The following is a 25,375-nucleotide window of genomic DNA, read 5'->3' as shown; positions in this document are numbered from 1 at the left end:
GGCCGCGGCGGTGGCGGCGGGCCCGGACGCGCCCGCGGTGGTCGATGGTGCGCGGGCGTTGTCGTATCGCGAACTCGACGAGTGGTCAACGCGGTTGGCGCGCAAGCTGATCGACGCGGGCGTCGGCCCGGAGCGCGCCGTCGGTGTGGCGATCGGCCGGTGCGCGGAGCTGGTGGTGGCGTGGTGGGCGGTCGTCAAGGCCGGTGGCATCTATGCGCCGGTGGATCTGGACCATCCGGTCGAGCGCATCGCCTCGGTGCTCGACGCCGTCGACGCGGTGTGCGTGTTGACGTGCGGCACCGACGACGTCGCGGGCGCCGGGACGCGCCCGATCGTGCGTCTCGACGGTCTCGACCTGTCCGCGTGCTCGGCGCAGGAGATCACCGACGCCGACCGGCTCTCGCCCCTGCGGGCGGGCGACACCGCCTACCTGATCTTCACGTCGGGTTCGACCGGCGTCCCCAAGGGCGTCGCGGTGGGCCACAGCGGCATGCTGGGCTGGGCCGCCGCCCAGCGCGAGCTGTTCGGTCTGGGCCCGGACGCGCGGGTGCTGATGGTCGCCTCGCCGACCTTCGACGCCTCGGTCGGAGAACTGTTGCTGGCGGCGGGATCTGGCGCCGCCCTGGTGGTGGCGCCGCCGCAGGTGTATGCCGGTGAGGCGCTGACCGCCTTGCTGCACGACCAGCGGGTCAGCGCGGCCATCCTGACGCCCACCGTGATCTCGACGCTGGACCGCGCCCGGCTGGATCGCCTGGACACGCTGGTCGCCGTCGGGGAGGCCTGCCTGCCCGAACTGGTGGACGCCTGGGCGCCGGGCCGCCAGATGTTCAACGGTTACGGCCCGAGCGAGACCACCATCTGGGTCACCTGCGCGCGGCTGTCGGCGGGCGAACCCGTTCGCATCGGCGCCCCGATCTCCGGCGTGTGCGCGCGCGTGCTCGACGCGTGGCTGAACCCCGTCCCGGTAGGCGTGGTGGGCGAGCTGTACCTGAGCGGGCCGGCCCTGGGGCACGGCTATCTGGGCCGGGTGGAGTTGACCGCAGAACGGTTCGTCGCCAACCCCTTTGGCGCGCCGGGAACAAGGATGTATCGCACCGGCGACCTGGTGCGCTGGATGTCCGACGGGACCCTGGATTACCTGGGCCGTGCTGACAACCAGATCAAACTGCGCGGACAGCGCATCGAACTGGGCGAAATCGAAAACACCCTGCTGGCCTGCCCGCAGGTGACCCAGGCCGCCGTCACCGTCGCGGACACCGCGACCGGCTCGCACCTGGTCGCCTACGTGACGCTCGATCACAACGCCACCACCGACCGGGATCTGCAGCAGGACGCCGAAGACGTCCAGGAGTGGCAGCACCTCTACGACGACCTGTACGGCGCCGACCTCGCGGCAAACTTCGGCGAGGATTTCCGCGGGTGGAACAGCAGCTACACCGGCGAACCGATCCCGCTCGAAGAGATGGCCGAATGGCGTTCCGCCACAGTCGATCGCATCATGTCCCTGCGGCCCCGGCGGGTGCTGGAGATCGGCGCGGGCTCGGGGTTGCTGCTCTCACAGATCGCCCCGCACTGCGACCACTATGTCGCCACCGACTTCTCGGCCGTCGCGATCGACAACCTGGCGCGCGCGATGGAGCGGCTGCAGCTGCCGTGGCGCGACCGCGTCGAGCTGCTGACCCAACCCGCCCACGTCACCGACGGGCTGCCGCAGGGCCACTTCGACACCATCATTCTCAACTCGGTCGTCCAGTACTTCCCCAACGCGGGATATCTGGTCGAGGTCATCGACAAGGCCATGGAGCTGTTGGCGCCCGGCGGAGCGGTCTTCATCGGTGACATCCGCAACCACACCCTGCAGGGCGCGTTCCAGACCGCGATCGCGCTGGCCCGCGGCGACGCCGCCGACGCGGCCGAGATCCGCCAGCGTGTCCGCCACGCCATGCTCGGCGAGACCGAATTGCTTTTGGCGCCGGAGTTTTTCACCTCCTGGGCGCGCTCGCGCCCGGAAGCCGTCGGGGTCGACATCCGCGTCAAACGTGGAATGGCCGACAACGAACTCAACCGGCACCGCTACGACGTCGCCATCCACAAGGCTCCCGCGGCCGTACGCTCGGTGGCCGACGAGCCGACGCTGACGTGGGCGCAGTGCGACGGGCTGCGCGGGCTGCGCGAGACCCTGACGTCGCAGCGTCCCGCCGCCGTCCGCATCACCGACATCCCGCGCGCCGGACTGATCACCGACGTCGGTGTCGAGGCCGCGCTGGCGCAGGGATTGCCCCTGCCCGACGCGCTGGCCCAGGCCGACCCCGGTCCCGACGCCACCGTCGCCGAAGAGTTGCACCGCCTCGGTGAGCGCGCCGGATATGGCGTCGCCGTCACCTGGGGCGCCCAACCCGGTACTCTCAGTGCGGTTTTCATCGCCTCTGGCGACCGGGCCGTCCCGGCGCTGACGGATCTCTACCTGGCGCCCGACGGGGCCCGGCGGCGCACCATCCACGCCAACGACCCCCGGACCAACACCAAGGTCGGCGAGGTGCGCGAGCGGTTGAGTGCCTGGCTGCCCGACTACATGGTGCCGACACACATTGTGGCGCTGGAAGAATTCCCGATGACGAGCTCGGGCAAGCTCGACCGCAAGGCCCTGCCCGCCCCGGACTACCAGGACGCCGATCGGTACCGCGCCCCGGCCACCGCCGTCGAGGAGATCCTGGTCGGCATCTACGCCCAGGTGCTCGGCCTGGAACGGGTGGGTGTCGACGACTCGTTCTTCGACCTGGGTGGGGATTCGCTGTCGGCGATGCGCCTGATCGCGGCGGTCAACACCAGTTTCAATTCCGACCTCGGGGTGCGGGCCGTGTTCGAGGCGCCCACCGTCGCCGAGTTGGCCCTTCTCAGCAGCGGGGACGCCGACCGTCCCGACCCGCTGGTCGCGGGGGAGCGCCCGGCGGTGATCCCGCTGTCCTTCGCGCAGACCCGGCTGTGGTTCATCGACCAGTTCCAGGGCGCCTCGCCGATGTACAACATCACCGTGGCGCTGCGGCTGCGCGGACACCTCGACGTCGACGCGCTGGCCGCGGCACTGGCCGACGTCGTGGGCCGCCACGAAACCCTGCGCACGGTGTTCGCCTCGGCCGACGGAATCCCGCAGCAGGTGGTGGTTCCCGCCGAGCGCATCGGGTTCGCCTGCGACGTCATCGACGCGCGCGGGTGGCCGCAGGACCGGCTGCGGCGGAGCATGGAGACGGCCGCCCGGTACACCTTCGACCTGTCGAACGAAAGCCCCCTGCACACCGAGCTTTTCACGGTCAGCGACGACGAACACATGCTGGTGGTCGCGGTGCACCACATCGCCGCCGACGGGTGGTCGATCACCCCGTTCGCGCGCGACCTCGGAATCGCCTACGCGAGCCGCTGCGCGGGGCAGGCCCCCGACTGGGCGCCCCTGGCGGTGCAATACGTCGACTACACGCTCTGGCAGCGTGCACATCTCGGGGACGTGGACGACCGCGACAGCCGCATCGCCGCCCAGCTGGATTACTGGGCGGACGAGCTGGCCGGGCTGCCCGAACGCCTGCAGCTGCCCACCGATCGGCCCTACCCGCAGGTCGCCGACCACCGCGGGGCCCGGCTGGCGGTGGACTGGCCGGCCGAGCTACAGCAACAGGTCCGCCGGGTCGCGCGCGAGCACAACGCCACCAGCTTCATGGTGATCCAGGCCGCCTTCGCCGCGCTGCTCGCCAAGATCAGCGCCAGTACCGATGTGGCCGTGGGCTTCCCGATCGCCGGGCGTCCCGAACCCGCCCTCGACGACCTGATCGGCTTCTTCGTCAACACCCTGGTGCTGCGGGTCGACCTCGGAGAACTGGGCGGGGACCCGACCTTCGCCGAGCTGCTGGCCCAGGTGCGCCGGCGCAGCCTGGCCGCGTTCGAGCACCAGGACGTGCCGTTCGAACTGCTGGTGGAGCGGCTCAACCCCACCCGCAGCATGGCCCATCACCCGCTCGTTCAGGTGCTGCTGGGCTGGGAGAACTTCCCGGGGGAGGTCACCGCCCCCGCCGCCGGGCTGGCGCTGGGAGACCTGCGGGTCACACCAATGCCGTTGCACACCAACACCGCTCGCATGGACCTGACGTTCTCACTGGCCGAACGCTTCACCGAGTCCGGCCAGCGCGCCGGGATCGCCGTGACTGCCGAATACCGCACCGACGTCTACAACGCGGACACCGTCGAGGCGATGATCGACCGGCTGCAGCGGCTGCTGGCCGCGGTGACCGCCGACCCCCAGCGGCGCCTGTCGTCGGTGGATCTGCTCGACACCGCCGAGCACGCCCGGCTGGCGCAGTGGGGCAACCAGGCGGTGCTGTCCGAGCGGATGGAGCCGGTGACCGTTGCGGGCTTGTTCGCCGCGCAGGCGGCGCGCACCCCGGACGCGGTGGCGCTGACGTTCGGGGACCGATCGATGACGTATCGCGAGCTCGACGAGGCCGCCAACCGGTTGGCGCACCTGCTGGTCGACCGCGGCGCCGGCCCGGGTGCGTTTGTGGCGCTGCTGTTTTCGCGGTCGGCCGAGGCGATCGTGGCGATCCTGGGGGTGCTCAAGTCCGGGGCGGCGTATCTGCCGATCGATCCCGCGCTGCCGGCCGCGCGGGTGGAGTTCATGCTCACCGACGCCGCCCCGATGGCCGCGGTCACCACCGCCGACCTGGCCGACAGGTTCGACGGCTTCGACCTGATCGTCGTCGACGTGGCCGACCCCGCGCTGGCGGCCCAGCCGAGCACCCCGCCGCCCGCGCCGGCCCCCACCGATCTGGCCCACGTCATCTACACCTCGGGCACCACCGGTGTGCCCAAAGGTGTTGCGGTGACTCAACACAACGTCGCGCAGTTGTTCGATGACCTGCGGCTCGGTTTCGCCTTGTCGGCCGAGCAGGTGTGGACCCAGTTCCATTCGTATGCGTTCGACTTCTCGGTGTGGGAGATCTGGGGCGCGCTGCTGCACGGCGGCCGCCTGGTCGTCGTGCCCGGCGCCGTGGCCCGCTCACCGGAGGAGTTCCACGCGCTGCTGGTGCGCGAGGGCGTCACGGTGCTGACTCAGACCCCCTCGGCGGCCGGGATGCTCTCGCCGCAGGGGCTGGACGGCACGGCGTTGGTGATCGGGGCTGAGCCGTGCCCGCCGGAGCTGGTGGACCGGTGGGCGCCGGGTCGGGTGATGGTCAACGTGTACGGCCCGACCGAGACGACGATGTGGGCGTGCAAGAGCGCGCCCTTGACGGCGGGGTCGGGATTCCCGCCGATCGGCTCACCGGTGACGCGGGCGGCGTTCTTCGTGCTCGACGAGTGGTTGCGCCCGGTGCCCGCCGGGGTGGTCGGGGAGCTGTACCTGGCCGGCGAAGGTGTGGGCGTGGGCTATTGGCGGCGCCCCGGGCTGACCGCGTCCCGATTCATGGCCTGCCCCTTCGGCGAACCCGGCACCCGCATGTACCGCACCGGCGACCTGGTCTGCTGGGGCCGCTCCGGATCCGGGGAGGGCCAACTGCGCTACCTGGGCCGCGCCGACGAACAGGTCAAGGTCCGCGGCTACCGCATCGAACTCGGCGAGATTCAGGCCGCGCTGTCCGCGCTCGACGGGGTCGAGCAGGCGGTCGTCGTCGCCCGCGAGGACCGGCCCGGCGACAAACGCCTGGTGGGTTACATCACCGGGACCGCGGAGCCGGCCCGCGCACGCGCCGCGGTGGCGGAGCCCCTCCCGGCCTACATGGTCCCCGCGGCGGTGGTGGTGCTCGACGCGCTGCCGATGACGGTCAACGGCAAGCTCGACGCCCGCGCCCTGCCCGCCCCGGACTACCAGGGCGGCAACGGATACCGCGCCCCGAGCACCGCCATCGAGGAGATCCTGGCCGGCATCTATGCCGGAGTCCTCGGCGTCGAACGGGTCGGCGTCGACGACTCGTTCTTCGACCTCGGCGGCGACTCGCTGTCCACCATGCGCCTGATCACCGCGATCAACACCACGCTGGAGACCGAGCTGCCGGTGCGCGTCGTCTTCGAGGCGCCCACCGTCGCCCAGCTCGCGCCCCGCATCGCCGAGAGCTCGGGCCGGCTGGAACCGCTGGTGGCGGGGGAGCGGCCGGCGATCATCCCGTTGTCCTTCGCGCAGAACCGGCTGTGGTTCATCGACCAATTCCAGGGCCCCTCACCGCTGTACAACATGGCGGCGGCCCTGCGGCTGCGCGGGCGGCTCGACGCGCACGCGCTCGGCGCCGCGCTGGCCGACGTGGTGAGCCGTCATGAGAGCTTGCGCACCCTGTTCCCGTCGCACGAAGGCACGCCCCGGCAGGAGGTCGTGCCCGCCGAGCGCGCCGAATTCGGCTGGGAGGTCGTCGATGCCACCGCGTGGCCGGCGAGCCGGCTGGACGACGCCGTCAAGGCGGTAACGCGCCACGCCTTCGATCTGGCGGCCGAAATCCCGATTCGGGCCAGGCTTTTCACCATCACCGAGGACGAGCACCTGCTCCTGATCGCGGTACACCACATCGCCGCGGACGGCATGTCGCTGACGCCGCTGGGCGCCGACCTGAGCGTGGCCTACACCAGCCGGTCCGCCGGGCGCGCGCCCGACTGGGCCGACCTGCCGGTGCAGTACATCGACTACACGCTGTGGCAGCGCGCCCAACTCGGCGACCTCGACGACGGCGAGAGCCGCATCGGCGCTCAACTGGCGTACTGGGAGCGCGCCCTGGCCGGCATGCCCGAGCGGCTCGAGCTGCCCACCGATCGCCCCTACCCGGCGGTGGCCGATCAGCGCGGCGACAGCGTGGTGGTCGACTGGCCGGCAGAGCTGCAGCAGCAGGTGCGCCGGGTGGCCCGCGAGCACAACGCGACCAGCTTCATGGTGGTGCAGGCCGCCCTGGCCGTGCTGCTGTCGAAGGTCAGCGCGAGTCCCGATGTGGCGGTGGGCTTCCCGATCGCCGGGCGGCGCGACCCCGCCCTCGATCAACTCGTGGGCTTCTTCGTCAACACCCTGGTGCTCCGCGTCGACCTGGCCGGCGATCCCAGCTTCGCCGAACTGCTGGACCGGGTCCAGGCCCAGAGCCTGGCCGCGTTCGAACATCAGGACGTGCCGTTCGAGGTGCTGGTCGAGCGGGTCAACCCCACCCGGAGCCTGACCCATCACCCGCTGGTGCAGGTGATGCTGGCCTGGCAGAACTTCGCCGGCCACGACGACCCCGCCGCCGGACTGGCGCTGGGTGACCTCGAGGTGACCTCCGTCCCCGTCGAGGACCAGTCGGCCCGCATGGACCTGGTGTTCTCTTTGGCCGAACGGTGGACCGAGCACGGGGAGGCCGCCGGCATCGGCGGACGGGTGGAATTCCGCACCGACGTGTTCGACGCCGCGACCATCGAGGCGCTGATCGGCCGCCTGCAGCGGGTCCTGACCGCGATGACCGCCGACCCCGCCCACCCGCTGTCGTCGGTGGATCTGCTCGACGAGGCCGAGCATGCCCGCCTGAAAGAGCTTGGCAACCACGCGGTTTTGACCCGGCCGGCCGGTGACGCGCCGCCGTCGATTCCGGAGCTGTTCGCCACGCAGGCCGCGCGGGCACCGGAATCCGTGGCGCTGGTGTGCGGCGACCTGTCGGTGACCTACCGGGAACTTGACGAGGCGTCCAACCGGTTGGCGCACCGCCTGGCGTCCGCGGGCGCGGGCCCGGGACGGGTTGTGGCGCTGCTGTTTTCGCGGTCGGCCGAGGCCGTCGCGTCGATCCTGGCCGTGCTCAAAACGGGAGCGGCCTACCTGCCGATCGACCCCTCCTCGCCGGACGTGCGCATCGAATTCATGCTCGGCGACGCGAAACCGGTCGCCGCGGTCACCACCGCCGACCTGGCCGAGCGGCTCGACGGTCGCGGCGTGACGATCATCGACGTCAACGATCCCCGCGTCGATACCCTGCCCGACACGGCGCTGCCGGCGCCGGGGCCGGACCACCTCGCCTACCTGATCTACACCTCGGGCACCACCGGTGTGCCCAAAGGCGTTGCCATCACTCACCGCAACGTCACCCAGCTGCTGGGATCCCTGGACGCCGGCCTGCCGACCGCAGGGGTCTGGTCGCAATGTCACTCGCTGGCGTTCGACGTCTCGGTGTGGGAGATCTTCGGCGCGCTGCTGCGCGGCGGGCGACTGGTGGTCGTCCCCGAGGCGGTGGCGGCGTCCCCGCACGACCTGCACGACGTCCTGGTCGCCCAGCAGGTCAGCGTGTTGACCCAGACCCCGTCGGCGGTGGCCATGCTCTCGCGGGAGGGACTGGACTCCGTGTCGCTGGTGATGGCCGGGGAGGCCTGCCCGGCCGAGGTCGTCGACCAGTGGGCGCCCGGGCGGGTGATGGTCAACGCCTACGGCCCGACCGAGACCACGATGTGCGTGACCATCAGCGCGCCGCTGGCGGCCGGGACGGGGCCGGTTCCCATCGGCTCGCCGGTCCCCGGGGCGGCGCTGTTCGTGCTCGACGACGCGTTGCGGCCGGTGCCGCCCGGCGTCGTCGGCGAGCTGTACGTCGCCGGATCCGGTGTCGCCGCAGGGTATGTCGGCCGGCCCGGCCTGACCGCGTCGCGGTTCGTCGCCTGCCCCTTCGGTGGGGCCGGAACCCGCATGTACCGGACCGGCGACCTGGTCCGCTGGGAGCGCTCGGGATCCGGTGTGGGCCAACTGCTCTGCCTCGGCCGCGCCGACGAACAGGTCAAGATCCGCGGCTACCGCATCGAGCTCGGCGAAATCCAGTCCGCCCTGGCCGGATTCGACGGCGTCGCACAGGCAGTCGTCGTCGCGCGCGAAGACCGTCCCGGTGACAAGCGCCTCGTCGGCTACGTCACCGGCAGCGCCGACCCCACCCAGCTGCGCGCCGCGCTGGCCGTACGGCTGCCCGCCTTCATGGTGCCCGCCGCGGTGGTGACGCTCGACGCGATTCCGTTGACCCCCAACGGCAAACTCGACGCGCGCGCCCTGCCCGCACCGGAATACACGGCCGGTCGGTACCGCGCGCCTGAAACGCCCACCGAGGAAATCCTGGCCGGCGTCTACGCCGGAGTCCTCGGCGTCGAGCGGGTCGGGGTCGACGACTCCTTCTTCGACCTGGGCGGCGACAGCATCTCCGCGATGCGCCTGGTCGCCGCGATCAACGCCAGCCTCGACACCGGCCTCCCGGTGCGCGCCGTGTTCGAGGCGCCCACCATCGCCCAGCTGGCCCCCCGGATCGGTGAGGGCGGCAGCGGGCTGGAGCCGTTGACGGCCGCCGAGCGGCCGGCGGTCATCCCGTTGTCGTTCGCGCAGAACCGATTGTGGTTCCTGGACCAATTGCAAGGGCCCTCACCGGTGTACAACATGGCGGCGGCGCTGCGGCTGGACGGGCCGCTCGATGCGGACGCCCTGGGTGCGGCACTGGGCGACGTGGTGGTCCGTCACGAGAGCCTGCGCACGGTGTTCGTCGCGCCCGAGGGACTACCGCAGCAGGTGGTGATCCCCGCCGACAAGGCAGACTTCGGGTGGGAGGTCGTCGACGCCGGCACCTGGTCGGCGGACCAGCTGGACGAGGCGATCGGCGCCACCGCCCGCTACACCTTCGACCTGTCGGCCCAAATCCCCTTGCGGGCAGAGCTTTTCCGCATCCGCAACGACCGGCACGTGCTGGTCGCCGTCGTGCACCACATCGCCGCCGACGGCATGTCCCTCGCCCCGCTGGTGCGTGACCTGGGCGTGGCGTATGCCGCCAGGTGCGACGGGCGCGGCCCCGACTGGTCGCCGCTGTCGGTGCAATACGTCGACTACACGCTGTGGCAGCGTGCGCAGTTCGGCGATCTCGACGACGGCGACAGCCGCATCGCCGCCCAACTGGCGTACTGGGAAGAGGCCCTGGCCGGAATGCCGGAGCGGCTGCCGCTGCCCACCGACCGGCCCTACCCGCTGGTGGCCGACCAGCGCGGCGCCACGGTGGAGATCGACTGGTCGGCCGAGCTGCAACAGCGGGTCGCCGACGTGGCGCGCCGACACAACGCCACCAGCTTCATGGTGGTCCAGACCGCCCTGATGGTGCTGCTGTCGAAGATCAGCGCGAGTTCCGATGTGGCGGTGGGTTTCCCGATCGCCGGCCGCCGCGACCCCGCGCTCGACGAGCTGGTCGGGTTCTTCGTCAACACACTCGTATTGCGGGTCGATCTGGAAAATCTGGGCGGCGATCCCACCTTCGCCGAGCTGCTGTCCCAGGTGCGCCACCGCAGCCTGGCCGCCTACGAGCACCAGGACGTGCCCTTCGAGGTGCTGGTCGAGCGGCTCAATCCCGCCCGCAGCCTGAGCCATCACCCGCTGGTGCAGGTGATGCTGGCCTGGCAGAACTTCGCCGGGCAGGAGGGCGGGCCCGCCGCGGGGCTGGCCCTCGGCGATGTCGACGTCACGCCCATCCCGGTCGACACCCACACCGCCCGAATGGATTTGACGTTCTCGATGGGCGAGCGCTGGAGCGATGCGGGTGAACCCGCCGGAATCGGCGGCACCGTGGAATTCCGCACCGACGTCTTCGACGCGGACAGCATCGCGGCACTCATCGGCCGGTTGCAGCGCGTGCTGCTCGCGATGACCGCCGACCCCGCGCAGGCGTTGTCGGCGGTGGACCTGCTCGACGACGCCGAACACGCCCGACTGGACTCCCTCGGCAACCGCGCGGCGCTGACCGGACCGGCCGCCGAGACCGAGTCGATCCCGGCGCTGTTCGCCGCCCAGGCGGCGCGCACCCCGGACACCGCCGCGGTGGTATGCGACGGCCACTCGATGACCTACCGCGAGCTCGACGAGGCGTCGAACCGGCTCGCGCACCTGCTCGCCGCCCGCGGTGCGGGCCCGGGACAGGCTGTGGCGCTGCTGTTTTCGCGCTCGGCCGAGGCGATCGTCGCCATCCTTGCCGTGCTGAAGACCGGGGCGGCCTACCTGCCGATCGATCCGGCGCTGCCGGCCGAGCGGATCGGCTTCATGCTCTCCGACGCCGCCCCGATCGCCACGCTCACCAGTCCCGGGCTCGCCGACCGGCTCGAGGGCCACGACGTCACGGTCATCGCCGTCGACGATCCCGAGCTCGAAGACCGGCCCGCGACCGCGTTGCCGGCGCCGGGGCCCGACCACCTCGCCTACCTGATCTACACCTCGGGCACCACAGGCGTTCCCAAAGGCGTTGCGGTCACGCACCGCAACGTCACCCAGCTGCTGGCCTCGAAAGACTCCGGGTTGCCGCGCACCGGCGTGTGGTCGCAATGGCATTCGCTGGCCTTCGACGTGTCGGTCTGGGAGATCTTCGGTGCCCTGTTGCACGGCGGCCGACTGGTCGTGGTGCCCGAATCCGTCGCGCGCTCACCGGAAGACCTGCACGCGCTGCTGGTGGCCGAGCGGGTCAGCGTGCTCAGCCAGACCCCGTCGGCGGCGGGCGCGCTCTCGCCCGCGGGCCTGGAGTCGGTCGCGCTGGTGGTCGCGGGTGAGGCCTGCCCGGCCGAACTCGTGGACCGCTGGGCGCCCGGCCGGGTGATGATCAACGCCTACGGGCCGACCGAAGCCACGGTCTACGCCGCGATCAGTGCGCCGCTGCAGGGCGGAACGGGCGCTGTAGGGCCAGTGCCGATCGGCTCCCCGGTGCCCAACGGGGCGTCGTTCGTGCTCGACGAATGGCTGCGACCCGTGCCGCCCGGCGTCGTCGGAGAGCTGTATGTCGCCGGCGCCGGCGTGGCCTGCGGCTACTGGAAGCGCGCCGCCCTGACCGCGTCGCGGTTCGTGGCGTGCCCCTTCGGCGCGCCCGGATCGCGCATGTACCGCACCGGCGACCTGGTGCGCTGGCGCGCGGACGGGCAACTGGACTACCTCGGCCGCGCCGACGAGCAGGTCAAGATCCGCGGCTACCGCATCGAGCTCGGCGACGTGCGGGCGGCGCTGTCCTGGGTGGCCGGCGTCGAGCAGGCGGTCGTCGTCGCCCGCGAGGACCGGCCGGGGGACAAGCGCCTCGTCGGTTACGTCACCGGCACCGCCGACCCGGCCGCGGTCCGCGCCGCGCTGGCCGAAAGGCTGCCGGGCTACATGATTCCGGCCGCCGTGGTCGTCATGCAGGCGCTGCCGCTGACCCCCAACGGCAAGCTGGACACCCGCGCGCTGCCCGCGCCGGAATACTCCGACGCCGACCAATACCGCGCCCCCGACAACGCCGTCGAAGAGATCCTGGCCGGCATCTACGCCCAGGTGCTCGGGCTCGAGCGGGTCGGCGTCGACGACTCGTTCTTCGACCTTGGCGGGGACAGCATTTCGTCGATGCAGGTGGTGACGCGGGCGCGCGCCGCCGGCCTGGTGTGCAAGACCCGCGACATCTTCGTCGAGCAGACCGTGGCGCGGCTGGCCCGCGTGGCCGAGGTGGTCGAGGCCGACGCCGCCGTCCTCGACGAGGGCGTCGGACCCGTGGCCGCGACCCCGATCATCCGCTGGCTGCAAGACGTGGAAAGCGTTGGCGGACAGGTCGATCAGTTCAACCAGGCCACGCTGGTGCAGGCGCCTGCCGGGGTGACCGAGGCCGACGTGGTGACCATGCTGCAGGCGCTGCTGGATCGCCACCCCATGCTGCGGCTGCGCGTCGACGGCTCGGGCGTCCAGGGGTCCGGCGACTGGTCGCTGACGGTGCCCGAGGCGGGCTCGGTCGATGCGGCCGACTGCCTGCACGTGGTGGACGAGCTGTCCGACGCGGCGGTCACCGAGGCGCGGTCGCGGCTGAACCCGGCCGCCGGCGTGATGCTCAGCGCGCTGTGGGCCGGCGCCACCGCGCAGCTCGTGGTGATCGTGCATCACCTCGCCGTCGACGGCGTGTCGTGGCGAATCCTGTTGCAGGACTTGAACATCGCCTGGGCCCAGCATCACAGCGGGCGGCCGGTCGAGTTGCCCGCCGCGGGCACCTCGTTCGCCCGGTGGTCGTCGCGGCTCGCCCAGCATGCGCACCGCCCCGACGTCGTCGATCAGGCGGAGCGCTGGACCGAGGTGGCGGCGACACCGCCGGCCCTGCCCGCGGTCCGCCCCGACGTGGACACCTTCGCCACGGCCGGACACCTCTTCATGGAGCTGGACCCCGAGACCACCGGCGCGCTGCTCGGCGAGGTGCCGTCGGCGTTCCACGCCGGCGTGCAGGACATCCTGCTGATCGCGTTCGCGTTGGCGTGCGCGGAGTTCAGCGGCGGCCGCGCGCCCATCGGCATCGAGGTCGAGGGGCACGGCCGGCACGAGGAACTGGGCCGCGACATCGACCTGTCCCAGACCGTGGGGTGGTTCACCACCAAATACCCGACGGCGCTGAGCGTGCGCGGTGTCTCCTGGGGGCAGGTCGTCACCGGCGGGACAGCGCTGGGCGCGGCGCTCAAAGACGCCAAGGAACAGCTCCGGGCGCTGCCTGACCCGCTGACCTACGGGCTGCTGCGCTACCTCAACCCCGAGATCGACCTCGACGGCCCCGAACCGCCGATCGGGTTCAACTACCTGGGGCGCCAGGGCGGTGCGGGTGAGCTCACCGCCGACATGTGGCGGCCCGTGCCGGACGGCTGGTCGGTCACCCGCGCCGCCGCGTCGACAGCCATGCCATTGATGCACACCCTCGAACTCAACGCGGCCACCGTCGACTCCGCGGACGGCCCACGCCTGCACGCCAACTGGACCTGGGCGCCGTCGGCGCTCGACGACGAACAGGTCGCCCGGCTGGGCCGGTTGTGGTTCGCGGCGCTCGCCGGCATCTGCGCCCACGTGCGCTCCGGCGGCGGCGGATTGACGCCGTCGGACATCGCGCCCGCGCGGCTGAGCCAGCAGCAGCTCGATCAGCTTGCGCGCCAACACCGTATCGCCGACGTGCTGGCGTTGACCCCGGTTCAGCAGGGTCTGCTATTCCACGCCAACACCGCGCCGGCGACCGACGACCTGTACGCGGGACAGCTGAACATCAGCATCGCCGGCCCGCTCGACCCGAACCGCCTGCGCGACGCCGTGCACACTGTCGTGAGCCGGCATCCGAACCTGGTGGCCCGCTTCTGCGACCGGTACGACGAGCCGGTCCAGATCATCCCGGCCGACCCCGCGCCGGCCTGGCGGTACCTCGAGCTGGATGGCACCGACACCGACGCGATCGAGCGCCTGTGCGCCGCCGAACGCGCGGCCGTCTGCGGCGACCTCGCCGAGCAGCCCGGGTTCCGGGTGGCGTTGGTACGCACCGCATCCGAGCGCTACCGGCTGGTGCTGACCAACCACCACATCGTGCTCGACGGCTGGTCGATGCCGATCCTGCTCGGCGAGATCTTCGCCGCCTACTACGGGCAGCGGCTGCCGGCGGCGGCGCCCTACCGAAGCTTCGTCAGCTGGCTGGCCGACCGCGACCTCGACGCCGCCCGGGCGGCCTGGGGCGAGGTGTTCGCCGGCTTCGACACTCCCACCCTGGTCGGGCCCCAGGACCGGACGGAGCTCGGCCGGCAAAGCGTCGAATCATTCGCGCTGCCCGCCGACCTCACCCAGGCCGTCGCCGACCTGGCGCGTTCGTGCCACACCACCGTCAACACCGTGCTGCAGGCCGCCTACGCGCAACTGCTGTGCGGGCTGACCGGCCAACGCGATGTCGTGTTCGGCACCACGGTGTCGGGCCGTCCCGCCGAAATCGCCGGCGCGGACACCATGGTGGGCCTGCTGATCAACACCGTGCCGGTGCGGGCGAACATCACCGCCGCCACCACCACCGCCGACCTGCTCGACCAGCTGCAGGGCGCGTACAACCACACGCTCGACCACCAGCACCTGGCGCTCAACGAGATTCACCGCATTACCGGGCAGGACGCGCTGTTCGACACCCTGTTCGCCTACGAGAACTACCCGATCGACGCCAGCGCGCTGTCGGGCAACCACGAACTCGCCGTCACGGACATCAGCAGCCGCGAATCCACCCACTACCCGCTGACGGTGCAGGCCCAGCCCGGTCGCGAGATGCGCCTCCAAGTCGAATACGACACAGACGTTTTCGACGCGGCACGGATCGCGACGCTGATCGAACGATTGCGGCGGGTGCTGGCCGTCATGACCGCCGACCCCGCGCGGCGGCTGTCGTCGATCGACCTGCTCGAGCCCGCCGAACACGACCGGCTGGACGCGTGGGGCGACCGGGCCATCCTGACCCAGCCCGGCACGCCGGCGTCCATCCCGGAGTTGTTCACCGCCCAGGCGGCGCGCACCCCGCACGCGCCGGCGGTGACCTACGAGGGCCGGTCCATGACCTACCGCGAGCTCGACGAGGGCTCGAACCGGTTGGCGCACTTGCTGATTGACCGCGGGGTGGGCCCCGGCGAGTCCGTGGCGCTGCTGTTCGGAAAGTCGGCCGACGCGATCGTGGCCATCCTGGCGGTGCTGAAGACCGGCGCGGCCTACCTGCCGATCGACCCGGCCCTGCCGGCGGCCCGCATCGAGTTCATGCTCGGCGACACCGCGCCCATGGCCGCACTCACCGTCGCCGCGCTCGCCGACAAGCTCGACGCCCACCACCTGATGGTCATCGACATCCACGACTGCGCCGTGGCCCGCCAGCCCGCCACGGCGCTGCCGGCGCCGGCACCCGAACACGTCGCCCACATCATCTACACCTCCGGCACCACCGGCGTGCCCAAAGGCGTTGCGGTGAGCCACCACAACGTGACCCGGCTGTTCGACGCGCAGGCCGTCGGCGTCGAGTTGTCGGCCGACCAGGTGTGGACGCAGTTCCATTCGTATGCCTTCGACTTCTCGGTGTGGGAGATCTGGGGTGCGCTGCTGCACGGCGGGCGCCTCGTCGTGGTCCCCGATTCGGTGGCCCGCTCGCCGATGGACTTCCACGCCCTGCTGGTCGCCGAGAAGGTCACCGTCTTGAGCCAAACCCCGTCGGCGGTGCGGATGCTCTCGCCGCAGGGACTGGATGCCGCGGCGCTGGTGATCGGCGCGGAGCCCTGCCCGCCGGAACTGGTGGACCGCTGGGCGCCCGGGCGGGTGATGGTCAACGTCTACGGCCCGACCGAGGCCACGATCTTCTCCTCGACGAGCACGCCGTTGAGCGCGGGTTCGGGTGCGCCCCCGATCGGCTCGCCGGTCCCCGGGGCCGGGTTGTTCGTGCTCGACGGGTGGCTGCGCCAGGTACCGGCCGGCGTGGTCGGCGAGCTGTACGTGGCCGGGCGCGGCGTGGGCTACGGCTACTGGAAGCGGTCCGGGCTGACCGCGTCGCGGTTCGTAGCGTGCCCGTTCGGCGAGCCGGGTTCCCGCATGTACCGGACCGGTGACCTGGTGCGCTGGGGCACGGACGGCCAACTGCAGTACCTGGGCCGCGCCGACGAGCAGGTCAAGATCCGCGGCTACCGCATCGAGGTCGGCGAGGTGCGCTCGGCGCTGGCCGCGCTCGACGGGGTGGACCAGGCCGTCGTCGTCGCCCGCGAGGACCGCCCCGGTGACAAGCGCCTCGTCGGCTACATCACCGGACCCGCCGACCCGGCCGGCGCCCGCGCCGAGCTGGCCGAGCGGTTGCCGGCCTACATGGTTCCGGTGGCGGTGGTGGCGCTCGACGCGCTGCCCATGACCGTCAACGGCAAGCTCGACACCCGCGCCCTGCCGGCGCCCGAATACTCCGCCGCCGGGTATCGCTCGCCGACCACCCCCACCGAGGAGATCCTGGCCGGCATCTACGCCCACGTGCTCGGCGTCGAGCGGGTCGGGGTCGACGACTCCTTCTTCGACCTCGGCGGCGACAGCATCTCGGCGATGCGCGTCATCGCGGCGATCAACAGCGCCATGGACACCGGCGTTCCGGTGCGCGTCATCTTCGAGGCGCCTACCGTCGCCGAGTTGGCGCCACGCATCGGGGAGGACACGGGCCGGCTGGACCCGCTGGTGGCGGGCGCCCGGCCGGCGGTGATCCCGCTGTCGTTCGCCCAGAGCCGGCTGTGGTTCCTCGACCAGCTGCAGGGACCGTCCCCCGTCTACAACATGGCCGCGGCGCTGCGGATGCACGGGCGGCTCGACGCGCACGCGCTCGGCGCCGCGCTGGCCGACGTGGTGGCCCGCCACGAGAGCCTGCGGACGGTGTTCGCCGCGCCGCAGGGAACACCCCAGCAGGTGGTGCTCCCCGCCGAGCGGGCCGAGCTGAGCTGGCGGATGGTCGACGCCCGCGGGTGGTCGGCCGGCCGGCTGCGCGAGGCCATCGACATCGCCGCCGCCGAAACCTTCGACCTGGCGACCCAAATCCCGCTGCGCGCTTCGCTTTTCCGCGTCGCCGAGGACGAACACGTGCTGGTCGCCGTGGTCCACCACATCGCCGCGGACGGCTGGTCGCTGCGACCGCTGGTGCGCGACCTGGGCATGGCGTACGCCAGCCGGTCCGCCGGGCGGGCCCCCGACTGGGAGCCGCTGCCGGTGCAATACGTCGACTACACCCTGTGGCAGCGCGACCAGTTCGGCGAGCTGGCCGACAGCGGCAGCCGCATCGCCGAGCAGCTCGCCTACTGGCAGGAGGCGTTGGCCGGCATGCCCGAGCGGCTTCAGCTGCCCACCGACCGGCCCTACCCGCAGATCGCCGATCAGCGCGGCGCGGCCGTCGAGGTCGACTGGCCGGCGGACCTGCAGCAGCAGGTCGCCGGGCTGGCCCGCGAGTACAACTCGACCAGCTTCATGGTGGTGCAGGCCGCCCTGGCGGTGCTGCTGTCGAAGATCAGCGCCAGCACCGACGTGGCGGTGGGCTTCCCGATCGCCGGGCGGCGCGACCCCGCCCTCGACGAGCTGGTCGGCTTCTTCGTCAACACCCTGGTGCTGCGGGTCGACCTGGCCGGCGATCCCTCCTTCACCGACCTGCTCGCCCGGGTGCGCGCCCGCAGCCTCGAGGCGTTCGAGCACCAAGACGTGCCCTTCGAGGTGCTGGTCGAGCGGGTCAACCCGGCGCGGAGCCTGAGCCATCACCCGCTCGTGCAGGTGATGCTGGCCTGGCAGAACTTCGCCGGCCAGGACCGCGACCCCGGGGCCGGGCTGGCCCTGGGCGACGTGCGGGTCACCTCGATCCCGCTGGACACCCAGGTGGCCCGCATGGACCTGGTGTTCTCGCTGGCCGAACGCTGGACCGACGGCGACGAGCCCGCCGGGATCGGCGGGCGGGTCGAGTTCCGCACCGACGTGTTCGACGCGGACAGCATCCGGGCGCTGATCCGGCGGCTGGAGCGCGTCCTGACGGCGATGACCGCCGACCCCACCCGCCCGATGTCGTCGGTGGACCTGCTCGACGCGGCCGAGCACGCCCGGCTGGACGCCCTGGGCAACCGTGCCGTGCTCACCGCACCGGCGACCGATGACGGCTCGATCCCGGCGCTGTTCGCCGCGCAGGCGGCGCGCACCCCCGACGCGGTGGCCCTGAGCTTCGAGGGCCGCTCGTGGACCTACCGCGAGCTCGACGAGGCCGCCAACCGCCTCGCGCACCGGCTCGCCGGCTTCGGCGTGGGTCCCGGCGAGCGGGTGGCCCTGCTGTTCGGCCGGTCGGCCGACGCGATCGTCGCGATCCTCGCGGTGCTCAAGTCCGGCGCCGCGTACCTGCCGATCGACCCGGGGCTGCCGGCCGAGCGGATCGGGTTCATGCTCTCCGACGCCGCCCCGATGGCCGCGCTCAGCACCGGCGAGCTCGCCGCGCGGCTGCGCGGGCATCACGTCGTCGTCCTCGACGTGAACGACCCCGCGATCGACGCCCAGCCGGCCACGGCGCTGCCGGCGCCGGACGCGGACGACATCGCCTACCTGATCTACACCTCGGGCACCACCGGGGTGCCCAAAGGCGTTGCGGTGAGCCACCGGAACGTCGCCCAGCTGCTGGCAGCCCAGGACTCGGGCCTGCCGCGCGAGGGCGTGTGGTCGCAGTGGCATTCGCTGGCCTTCGACGTCTCGGTCTGGGAGATCTTCGGCGCCCTGCTGCGGGGCGGGCGGCTTGTCGTCGTGCCCGACTCCGTGGTCCGGTCGCCGGACGACTTCCACGCGCTGCTGGTCGACGAAAAGGTCAGCGTCATCAGCCAGACCCCGTCGGCGGCGGATGTCCTGTCGCCCGAGGGGCTGGAGTCGGCCACCCTGGTGGTCGCGGGGGAGGCCTGCCCGACGGAGCTGGTGGACGCCTGGGCGCCGGGACGGGCGATGATCAACGCCTACGGCCCCACCGAGGCGACGGTGTACGCGGCGGTCAGCGCGCCACTCAAGGCCGGATCGAGCGTCGTGCCCATCGGATCGCCGGTGCCCGGCGCGGGGCTGTTCGTGCTGGACGAGTCGCTGCGGCCGGTGCCGCAAGGCGTCGTCGGCGAACTGTATGTGGCCGGCGCCGGCGTGGCGTGCGGCTACTGGAAGCGGTCCGGCCTGACCGCGTCGCGGTTCGTGGCGTGCCCGTTCGGGGCGCCCGGATCGCGCATGTACCGGACCGGTGACCTGGTGTGCTGGGGCTCCGACGGGCAGCTGCAGTACCTGGGCCGCGCCGACGACCAGGTCAAGGTCCGCGGCTACCGCATCGAACTCGGCGAGGTGCGTTCGGCGCTGGCCGCCCTCGACGGGGTGGACCAGGCCGTCGTCATCGCGCGCGAGGACCGTCCCGGCGATAAGCGTTTGGTCGGCTACGTCACCGGCGCAGCGGACCCGGCCGAGCTGCGCGCCCGGCTGGGCGATCGCCTCCCGGCCTACATGGTCCCGGCGGCGGTCGTGGCGCTCGACGCGCTGCCGCTGACCCCCAACGGCAAGCTCGACGCGCGGGCCCTGCCGTCACCGGAATACACCGACGCCGATCGCTATCGCGCCCCTCAGACCCCGGTCGAGGAGACCCTGGCCGGCATCTATGCCCAGGTCCTGGGCGTCGAGCGGGTCGGGGCCGACGATTCGTTCTTCGACCTGGGCGGGGACAGCATTTCCTCGATGCAGGTGGTGACCCGGGCCCGGGCCGCGGGCCTGGCGGTGCGGACCCGCGACATCTTCACCGAGCAAACCGTGGCCCGGCTGGCCCGGGTGGCCGTCGCGGCCGACGGCGAGGACGGCGTGGTCGACGAGGGCACCGGGGCGATCACCGCCACCCCGATCATCCGCTGGCTGCGCGGGGTGGAAAGTGCGGGCGGTCCGGTCGACCAGTTCAACCAGACGATGGTGCTGCAGGCCCCCGCCGGGGTCACCGAGGCCGACGTGGTGACCGTGTTGCAGGCCCTGCTGGACCGGCACGCCATGCTGCGCCTGCGGGTGGACCGCCATTCGGACGACGACGCCGGCGAGTGGTCGCTGCAGGTGCCCGAGCCGGGCTCGGTGGACGCCGCGCACCGCGTGCTCTCGGTGGACGAACTGACCGACGTGGCGGTCGTCGAGGCGCGGTCCCGGTTGAACCCGGCCGCCGGGGTGATGCTCAGCGCGCTGTGGGTCGCACCCACCGGCCAGCTGGTGCTGATCGTTCACCACCTGGCCGTCGACGGGGTGTCCTGGCGGGTCCTGCTGGAAGACCTCAACATCGCCTGGGGCCAGCACCACCACGGGCAGCCCGTGGCGCTGCCCACCGGCGGGACGTCGTTCGCCCGCTGGGCGTCATTGCTGGCCGAGCAGGCGCACGCGCCCGCGGTGACCGAGCGGGCCGACGCCTGGCGTCGGGTCGCGGCGACCCCGCCCGCGCTGCCGGCCGTGCGTCCCGGCCTGGACACCTACGAGACCGCCGAGAACCTATCGGTGCGGCTGGACGTCGAGACCACCCGCACGCTGCTCGGCGAGGCGCCCGCCGCCTTCCACGCCGGGATCAACGACATCCTGCTGGTCGGGTTCGCCCTGGCCTGGGCGGAATTCCTGGGCAACGCGGGCGCCCCGATCGGCATCGACGTCGAGGGCCACGGCCGCGACGAGGAGCTGGCCGCCGGCGTGGACCTGTCCCGCACCGTGGGCTGGTTCACTACCAAATACCCGGTGGCCCTCAACGTCGGCGGCCTGTCCTGGGCGGACGTCGTGGCCGGCGCGCCGATCCTGGGCGCGCTGCTCAAAGACGCCAAGGAGCAGCTGCGCGCCCTGCCCGACCCGCTGACCTACGGGTTGCTGCGCTACCTGAACGACGAGGTCGACCTGGACGGCCCCGACCCGACGATCGGGTTCAACTACCTCGGCCGGCTGGGCGGGGCGGCCGCCGAACTTTCCGATGAGCTGTGGCGGATCAGCCGGGACGGCTCGGCGGCCACCGCCGCCAGCACCGCGGTGCCCATGCCGCTGATGCACACCGTGGACCTCAACGCCGGCACCATGGACACCGAGGACGGCCCCCAGCTGCACGCGACCTGGACGTGGGCGCCCTCGGCGCTCGACCGCGAGCAGGTGGCCCGGCTGAGCACGCTGTGGTTCCAGGCGCTGGCCGGCATCTGCGCGCACGTGCGCGACGGCGGCGGCGGACTGACCCCGTCGGACATCGCGCCGGCCCGGCTGAACCAGCCGCAGATCGACCAGCTCGAGCGGACCCACCGGGTCGCCGATGTCCTGCCGCTGACCCCGTTGCAGGAGGGGCTGCTGTTCCACGCCACCACCACGCGGGGCTCCGACGACCACCTCTACGTGGTCCAGCTGGACCTCAGCCTCGCCGGTCCGATCGACCGCGACCGGCTGCGCGACGCGATGCACGCGGTGATCACCCGGCACCCGCACCTCGTCGCCCGGTTCAGCGACCGGTTCGACGAGCCGGTGCAGATCATCCCCGCCGACCCGGCGATGGCCTGGCGCTACCTCGAGGTCGCGGCCAACGGGTCCGAACCCGAGGAGCAGATCCAACGCCTGTGCGCGGCCGAACGCGAAGCCGTCTACGACCTGGCCGACGAGCCCGCCGTGCGGGCGGTGCTGATCCGCACCGGGCAGGACCGGCATCGGCTGGTGCTCACCATTCATCACATCGTGCTCGACGGTTGGTCGGTCCCGATCCTGTTGAACGAGACGTTCGCCTGCTACACCGGCCAGCGCCTCCCCGCGCCCCCGCCCTACCGCAGGTTCGTGGCCTGGCTGGCCGAACGCGACCTCGACGCCGCACGCGCGGCCTGGGCCGGGGTGTTCGACGGCTTCGACACCCCGACGCTGGTCGGCCCGCCGCACCAGCCGGAGCCGGGCGCCCGGGGCGTCCAGTCGTTCGCGCTCCCCGCGGGGATCACGGCCGCGCTCGGCGAGCTGGCCCGCTCCAGCCACACCACCGTCAGCACCGTGCTGCACGCTGCGTGGGCGCAGCTACTGGCGTGGCTGACCGGCCAGCACGACGTCGCCTTCGGCACCACCGTCTCGGGCCGGCCCGCCGACGTCCCCGGCGCCGACGCGATGGTGGGCCTGATGATCAACACCATCCCGGTGCGCGCGCGCATCACGGCGGCGACCACCGCGGCCGACCTGCTGGCCCAGCTGCAAGGCGCGCACACCGAGACCCTCGACCACCAGCACCTGGCGCTGAGCGAGATCCACCGAATCACCGGTCAGGACAAGCTGTTCGACACCCTGTTCGCCTACGAGAACTACCCGCTCGACACCTCGGCGATGGCCGTCGACCACGAGCTGGGCATCACCGACGTCAACATGTTCGAGCGCAACCACTACCCGTTGACGATGCAGGCCGCGCTGTCCGGCGAACAACTGGGCCTTCGGGTCGAATACGACGCCTCCGTCTTCGACGCGCACACCATCGGCGCGCTGGGCGAGCGGTTCGAGCGGGTGCTGGTCGCGATGACCGCCGACCCGGGCCGGCCGCTCTCGTCGGTGGACCTGCTCGACGCGTCCGAACACGCGCGCCTCGACGAGGTCGGCAACCGGACGGTCCTGGCCCGCGCGCCGCTCGAATTCCCGTCGATTCCGGCGTTGTTCGACGCGCACGTCGCCGGGACGCCGGACGCGGTGGCGGTCAGCTGGGGCGACCTGTCGATGACGTACCGCGAACTCGACGACGCCGCCAACCGGCTGGCGCACCTGCTGACCGGCCACGGCGCGGGCCCGGGACAGGCTGTGGCCCTGCTGTTTTCGCGCTCGCCGCAGGCGATCGTCGCGATCCTGGCGGTGCTCAAGACCGGCGCGGCCTACCTGCCGATCGACCCGGCGGCCCCCGCCACCCGGATCAGATTCATGCTCGAGGATTCCGCGCCGGTCGCGGCCGTCACCACCACGGGCCTGCGCTCGCGGCTGGACGGGTGCGACGTCACCGTCATCGACATCGAGGACGCACCGACCGACACCGCGGCGGGCACGCCGTTGCCGGCGCCCCCGCCCGACGGCGTCGCCTACATCATCTACACCTCGGGCACCACCGGCGTTCCCAAAGGCGTTGCGATCACTCATCGCAACGTGACGCAGCTGCTGGAGCCGCTGGATGCGGGCCTGCCGCGAGCCGGCGTGTGGACGCAAAGCCACTCGTACGCGTTCGACGTCTCGGTGTGGGAGATCTTCGGCGCGCTGCTGCGCGGCGGGCGGCTGGTGGTCGTGCCCGAGTCGGTGGCGCGCTCGCCGCGGGACTTCCACGACCTGCTGGCCGCCGAGCGGGTCAGCGTGCTGACCCAGACCCCGTCCGCGGTGGCGATGCTGTCCCACGAAGGGCTGGAATCGGTGTCGCTGGTCATGGCCGGGGAGGCCTGCCCGCCCGAGGTGGTGGACCGGTGGGCGCCGGGCCGGGTGATGGTCAACGCCTATGGCCCGACCGAGACGACGATGTGCGTGGCGATCAGCGCGCCACTGCAGGCGGGATCCGGGACGCCGCCGATCGGTTCGCCGGTGGACGGCGCGGCGCTGTTCGTGCTCGACGCGTGGCTGCGTCCCGTCGCCGCGGGCGTCGTGGGGGAGCTGTACGTCGCCGGCGACGGGGTGGCCGCGGGATACGTCGGCCGGTCCGGGCTGACCGCGTCGCGGTTCGTGGCGTGCCCGTTCGGCGAGCCGGGCGAGCGCATGTACCGCACCGGGGACCTGGTGTGCTGGCAGGCCGACGGGCAGCTGCAGTACCTGGGCCGCGCCGACGAGCAGGTCAAGATCCGCGGCTACCGCATCGAACTCGGCGAAGTCCAGACCGCGCTGGCCGCGCTGGATGACGTCGACCAGGCGGTGGTGATCGCCCGCGAGGACCGCCCCGCCGCCTTACGCCTGGTGGGCTACATCACCGGAACCGCCGACCCGGGCGAGGCGCGCACCGCGCTGGCACAACGGCTGCCGGGCTACATGGTGCCGGCGGCCGTGGTCGGGCTCGACGCGCTGCCGCTGACGCCCAACGGCAAACTCGACACCCGCGCGCTGCCGGCGGTGCAGTACACCGGCAGCGGGTACCGGGCCCCGTCGAACGCGCTCGAGGAGGCGCTGGCCGCGGCCTTCGTGCGCGTGCTCGGCGTCGAGCGGGTCGGGGTCGACGACTCGTTCTTCGACCTGGGCGGCGACAGCATTTCCGCGATGCGCCTCATCGCGGCGATCAACACCGGGCTGGGCGCCGATCTCCCGGTGCGCACTTTGTTCGACGCGCCCACGGTCGCCGGGTTGGGTCAGCGACTGCGCACGCCCACGACGGACGCGCACGAGGTGGTTCCGGTGCAGACCCTCAAGCAGGGGGCCGGCGGTGTCCCGCTGTTCTGCGTGCATCCCGCCGGCGGGGTGAGCTGGCCGTATCAGGTGCTCGGAAACCACCTCGACTGCCCGATCATCGGGATCCAGCAGGTCCCGCGCAACGGCGACGGCGGCCCGCGGTCCATCCGGGCGATGGCGCAGACCTATGCCGACCGGATCCAGCACGCCTATCCCGACGGGCCCTACAACCTGCTGGGCTGGTCGTTCGGTGGGGTCGTGGCCCACGAGGTCGCCATCGAGCTGCAGCGGCGCGGGTGCGAGATCGGGCGCCTGATCCTCCTCGACGCCCAACCCGGCCTCGACGGCGGCGTGGCCGTGGGCGAGCACGCCCAGGGCGAGCAGCGGGTGCTCGAAGAAGTGTTGCGGGCCAACAACATCGGCCCCGGCGAACAAGACGGACACGCCGACGAACGCCGGCCGCGCAGCAAACCACTCGTCGCGCAACTGCTGAGCAACCTCAACGACAACATCGAGCTCTATCGCCGCCACGAGCCGGGGCGCTTCGAGGGGGAGATCACCGTGTTTTCCGCGGCCCGCGACGACGGCGATCGCGGCGCGCGGCTGTCCCGATCGTGGGCGCCCTACGCGTCCGGCGACATCGCGGTGCACGCGATCGACTGCACGCACCACGACATGCTGACCGCCGAAAGTGTCGCGAGGTACGGCGAGCAACTGCGCGACCTTCTGCGCGCGACGATGCGAGCCACCTCACACTCGCGGCGATCGCAGTGA

General features: G+C 72.1%; 1 protein-coding gene (cut by a window edge). It reads left to right on the top strand.

Features of this window, described 5'->3' with window-relative positions:
• Positions 1–25,375, top strand: partial view of a non-ribosomal peptide synthetase gene (locus W7U_RS09440; protein ID WP_036428930.1) — the 3' portion only. 5,888 nt of this gene lie to the left of the window's left edge; only the last 25,375 of its 31,263 coding nucleotides appear in the window; its start codon lies off the left edge, out of view; the stop codon is at positions 25,373–25,375.

It is taken from the genome of Mycobacterium sp. H4Y, assembly GCF_000364405.1.
GTDB lineage: Bacteria > Actinomycetota > Actinomycetes > Mycobacteriales > Mycobacteriaceae > Mycobacterium > Mycobacterium intracellulare.
The sequence above is the reverse complement of the archived record's forward strand: the minus strand, read 5'-3'. Positions and strand labels throughout refer to the sequence as shown.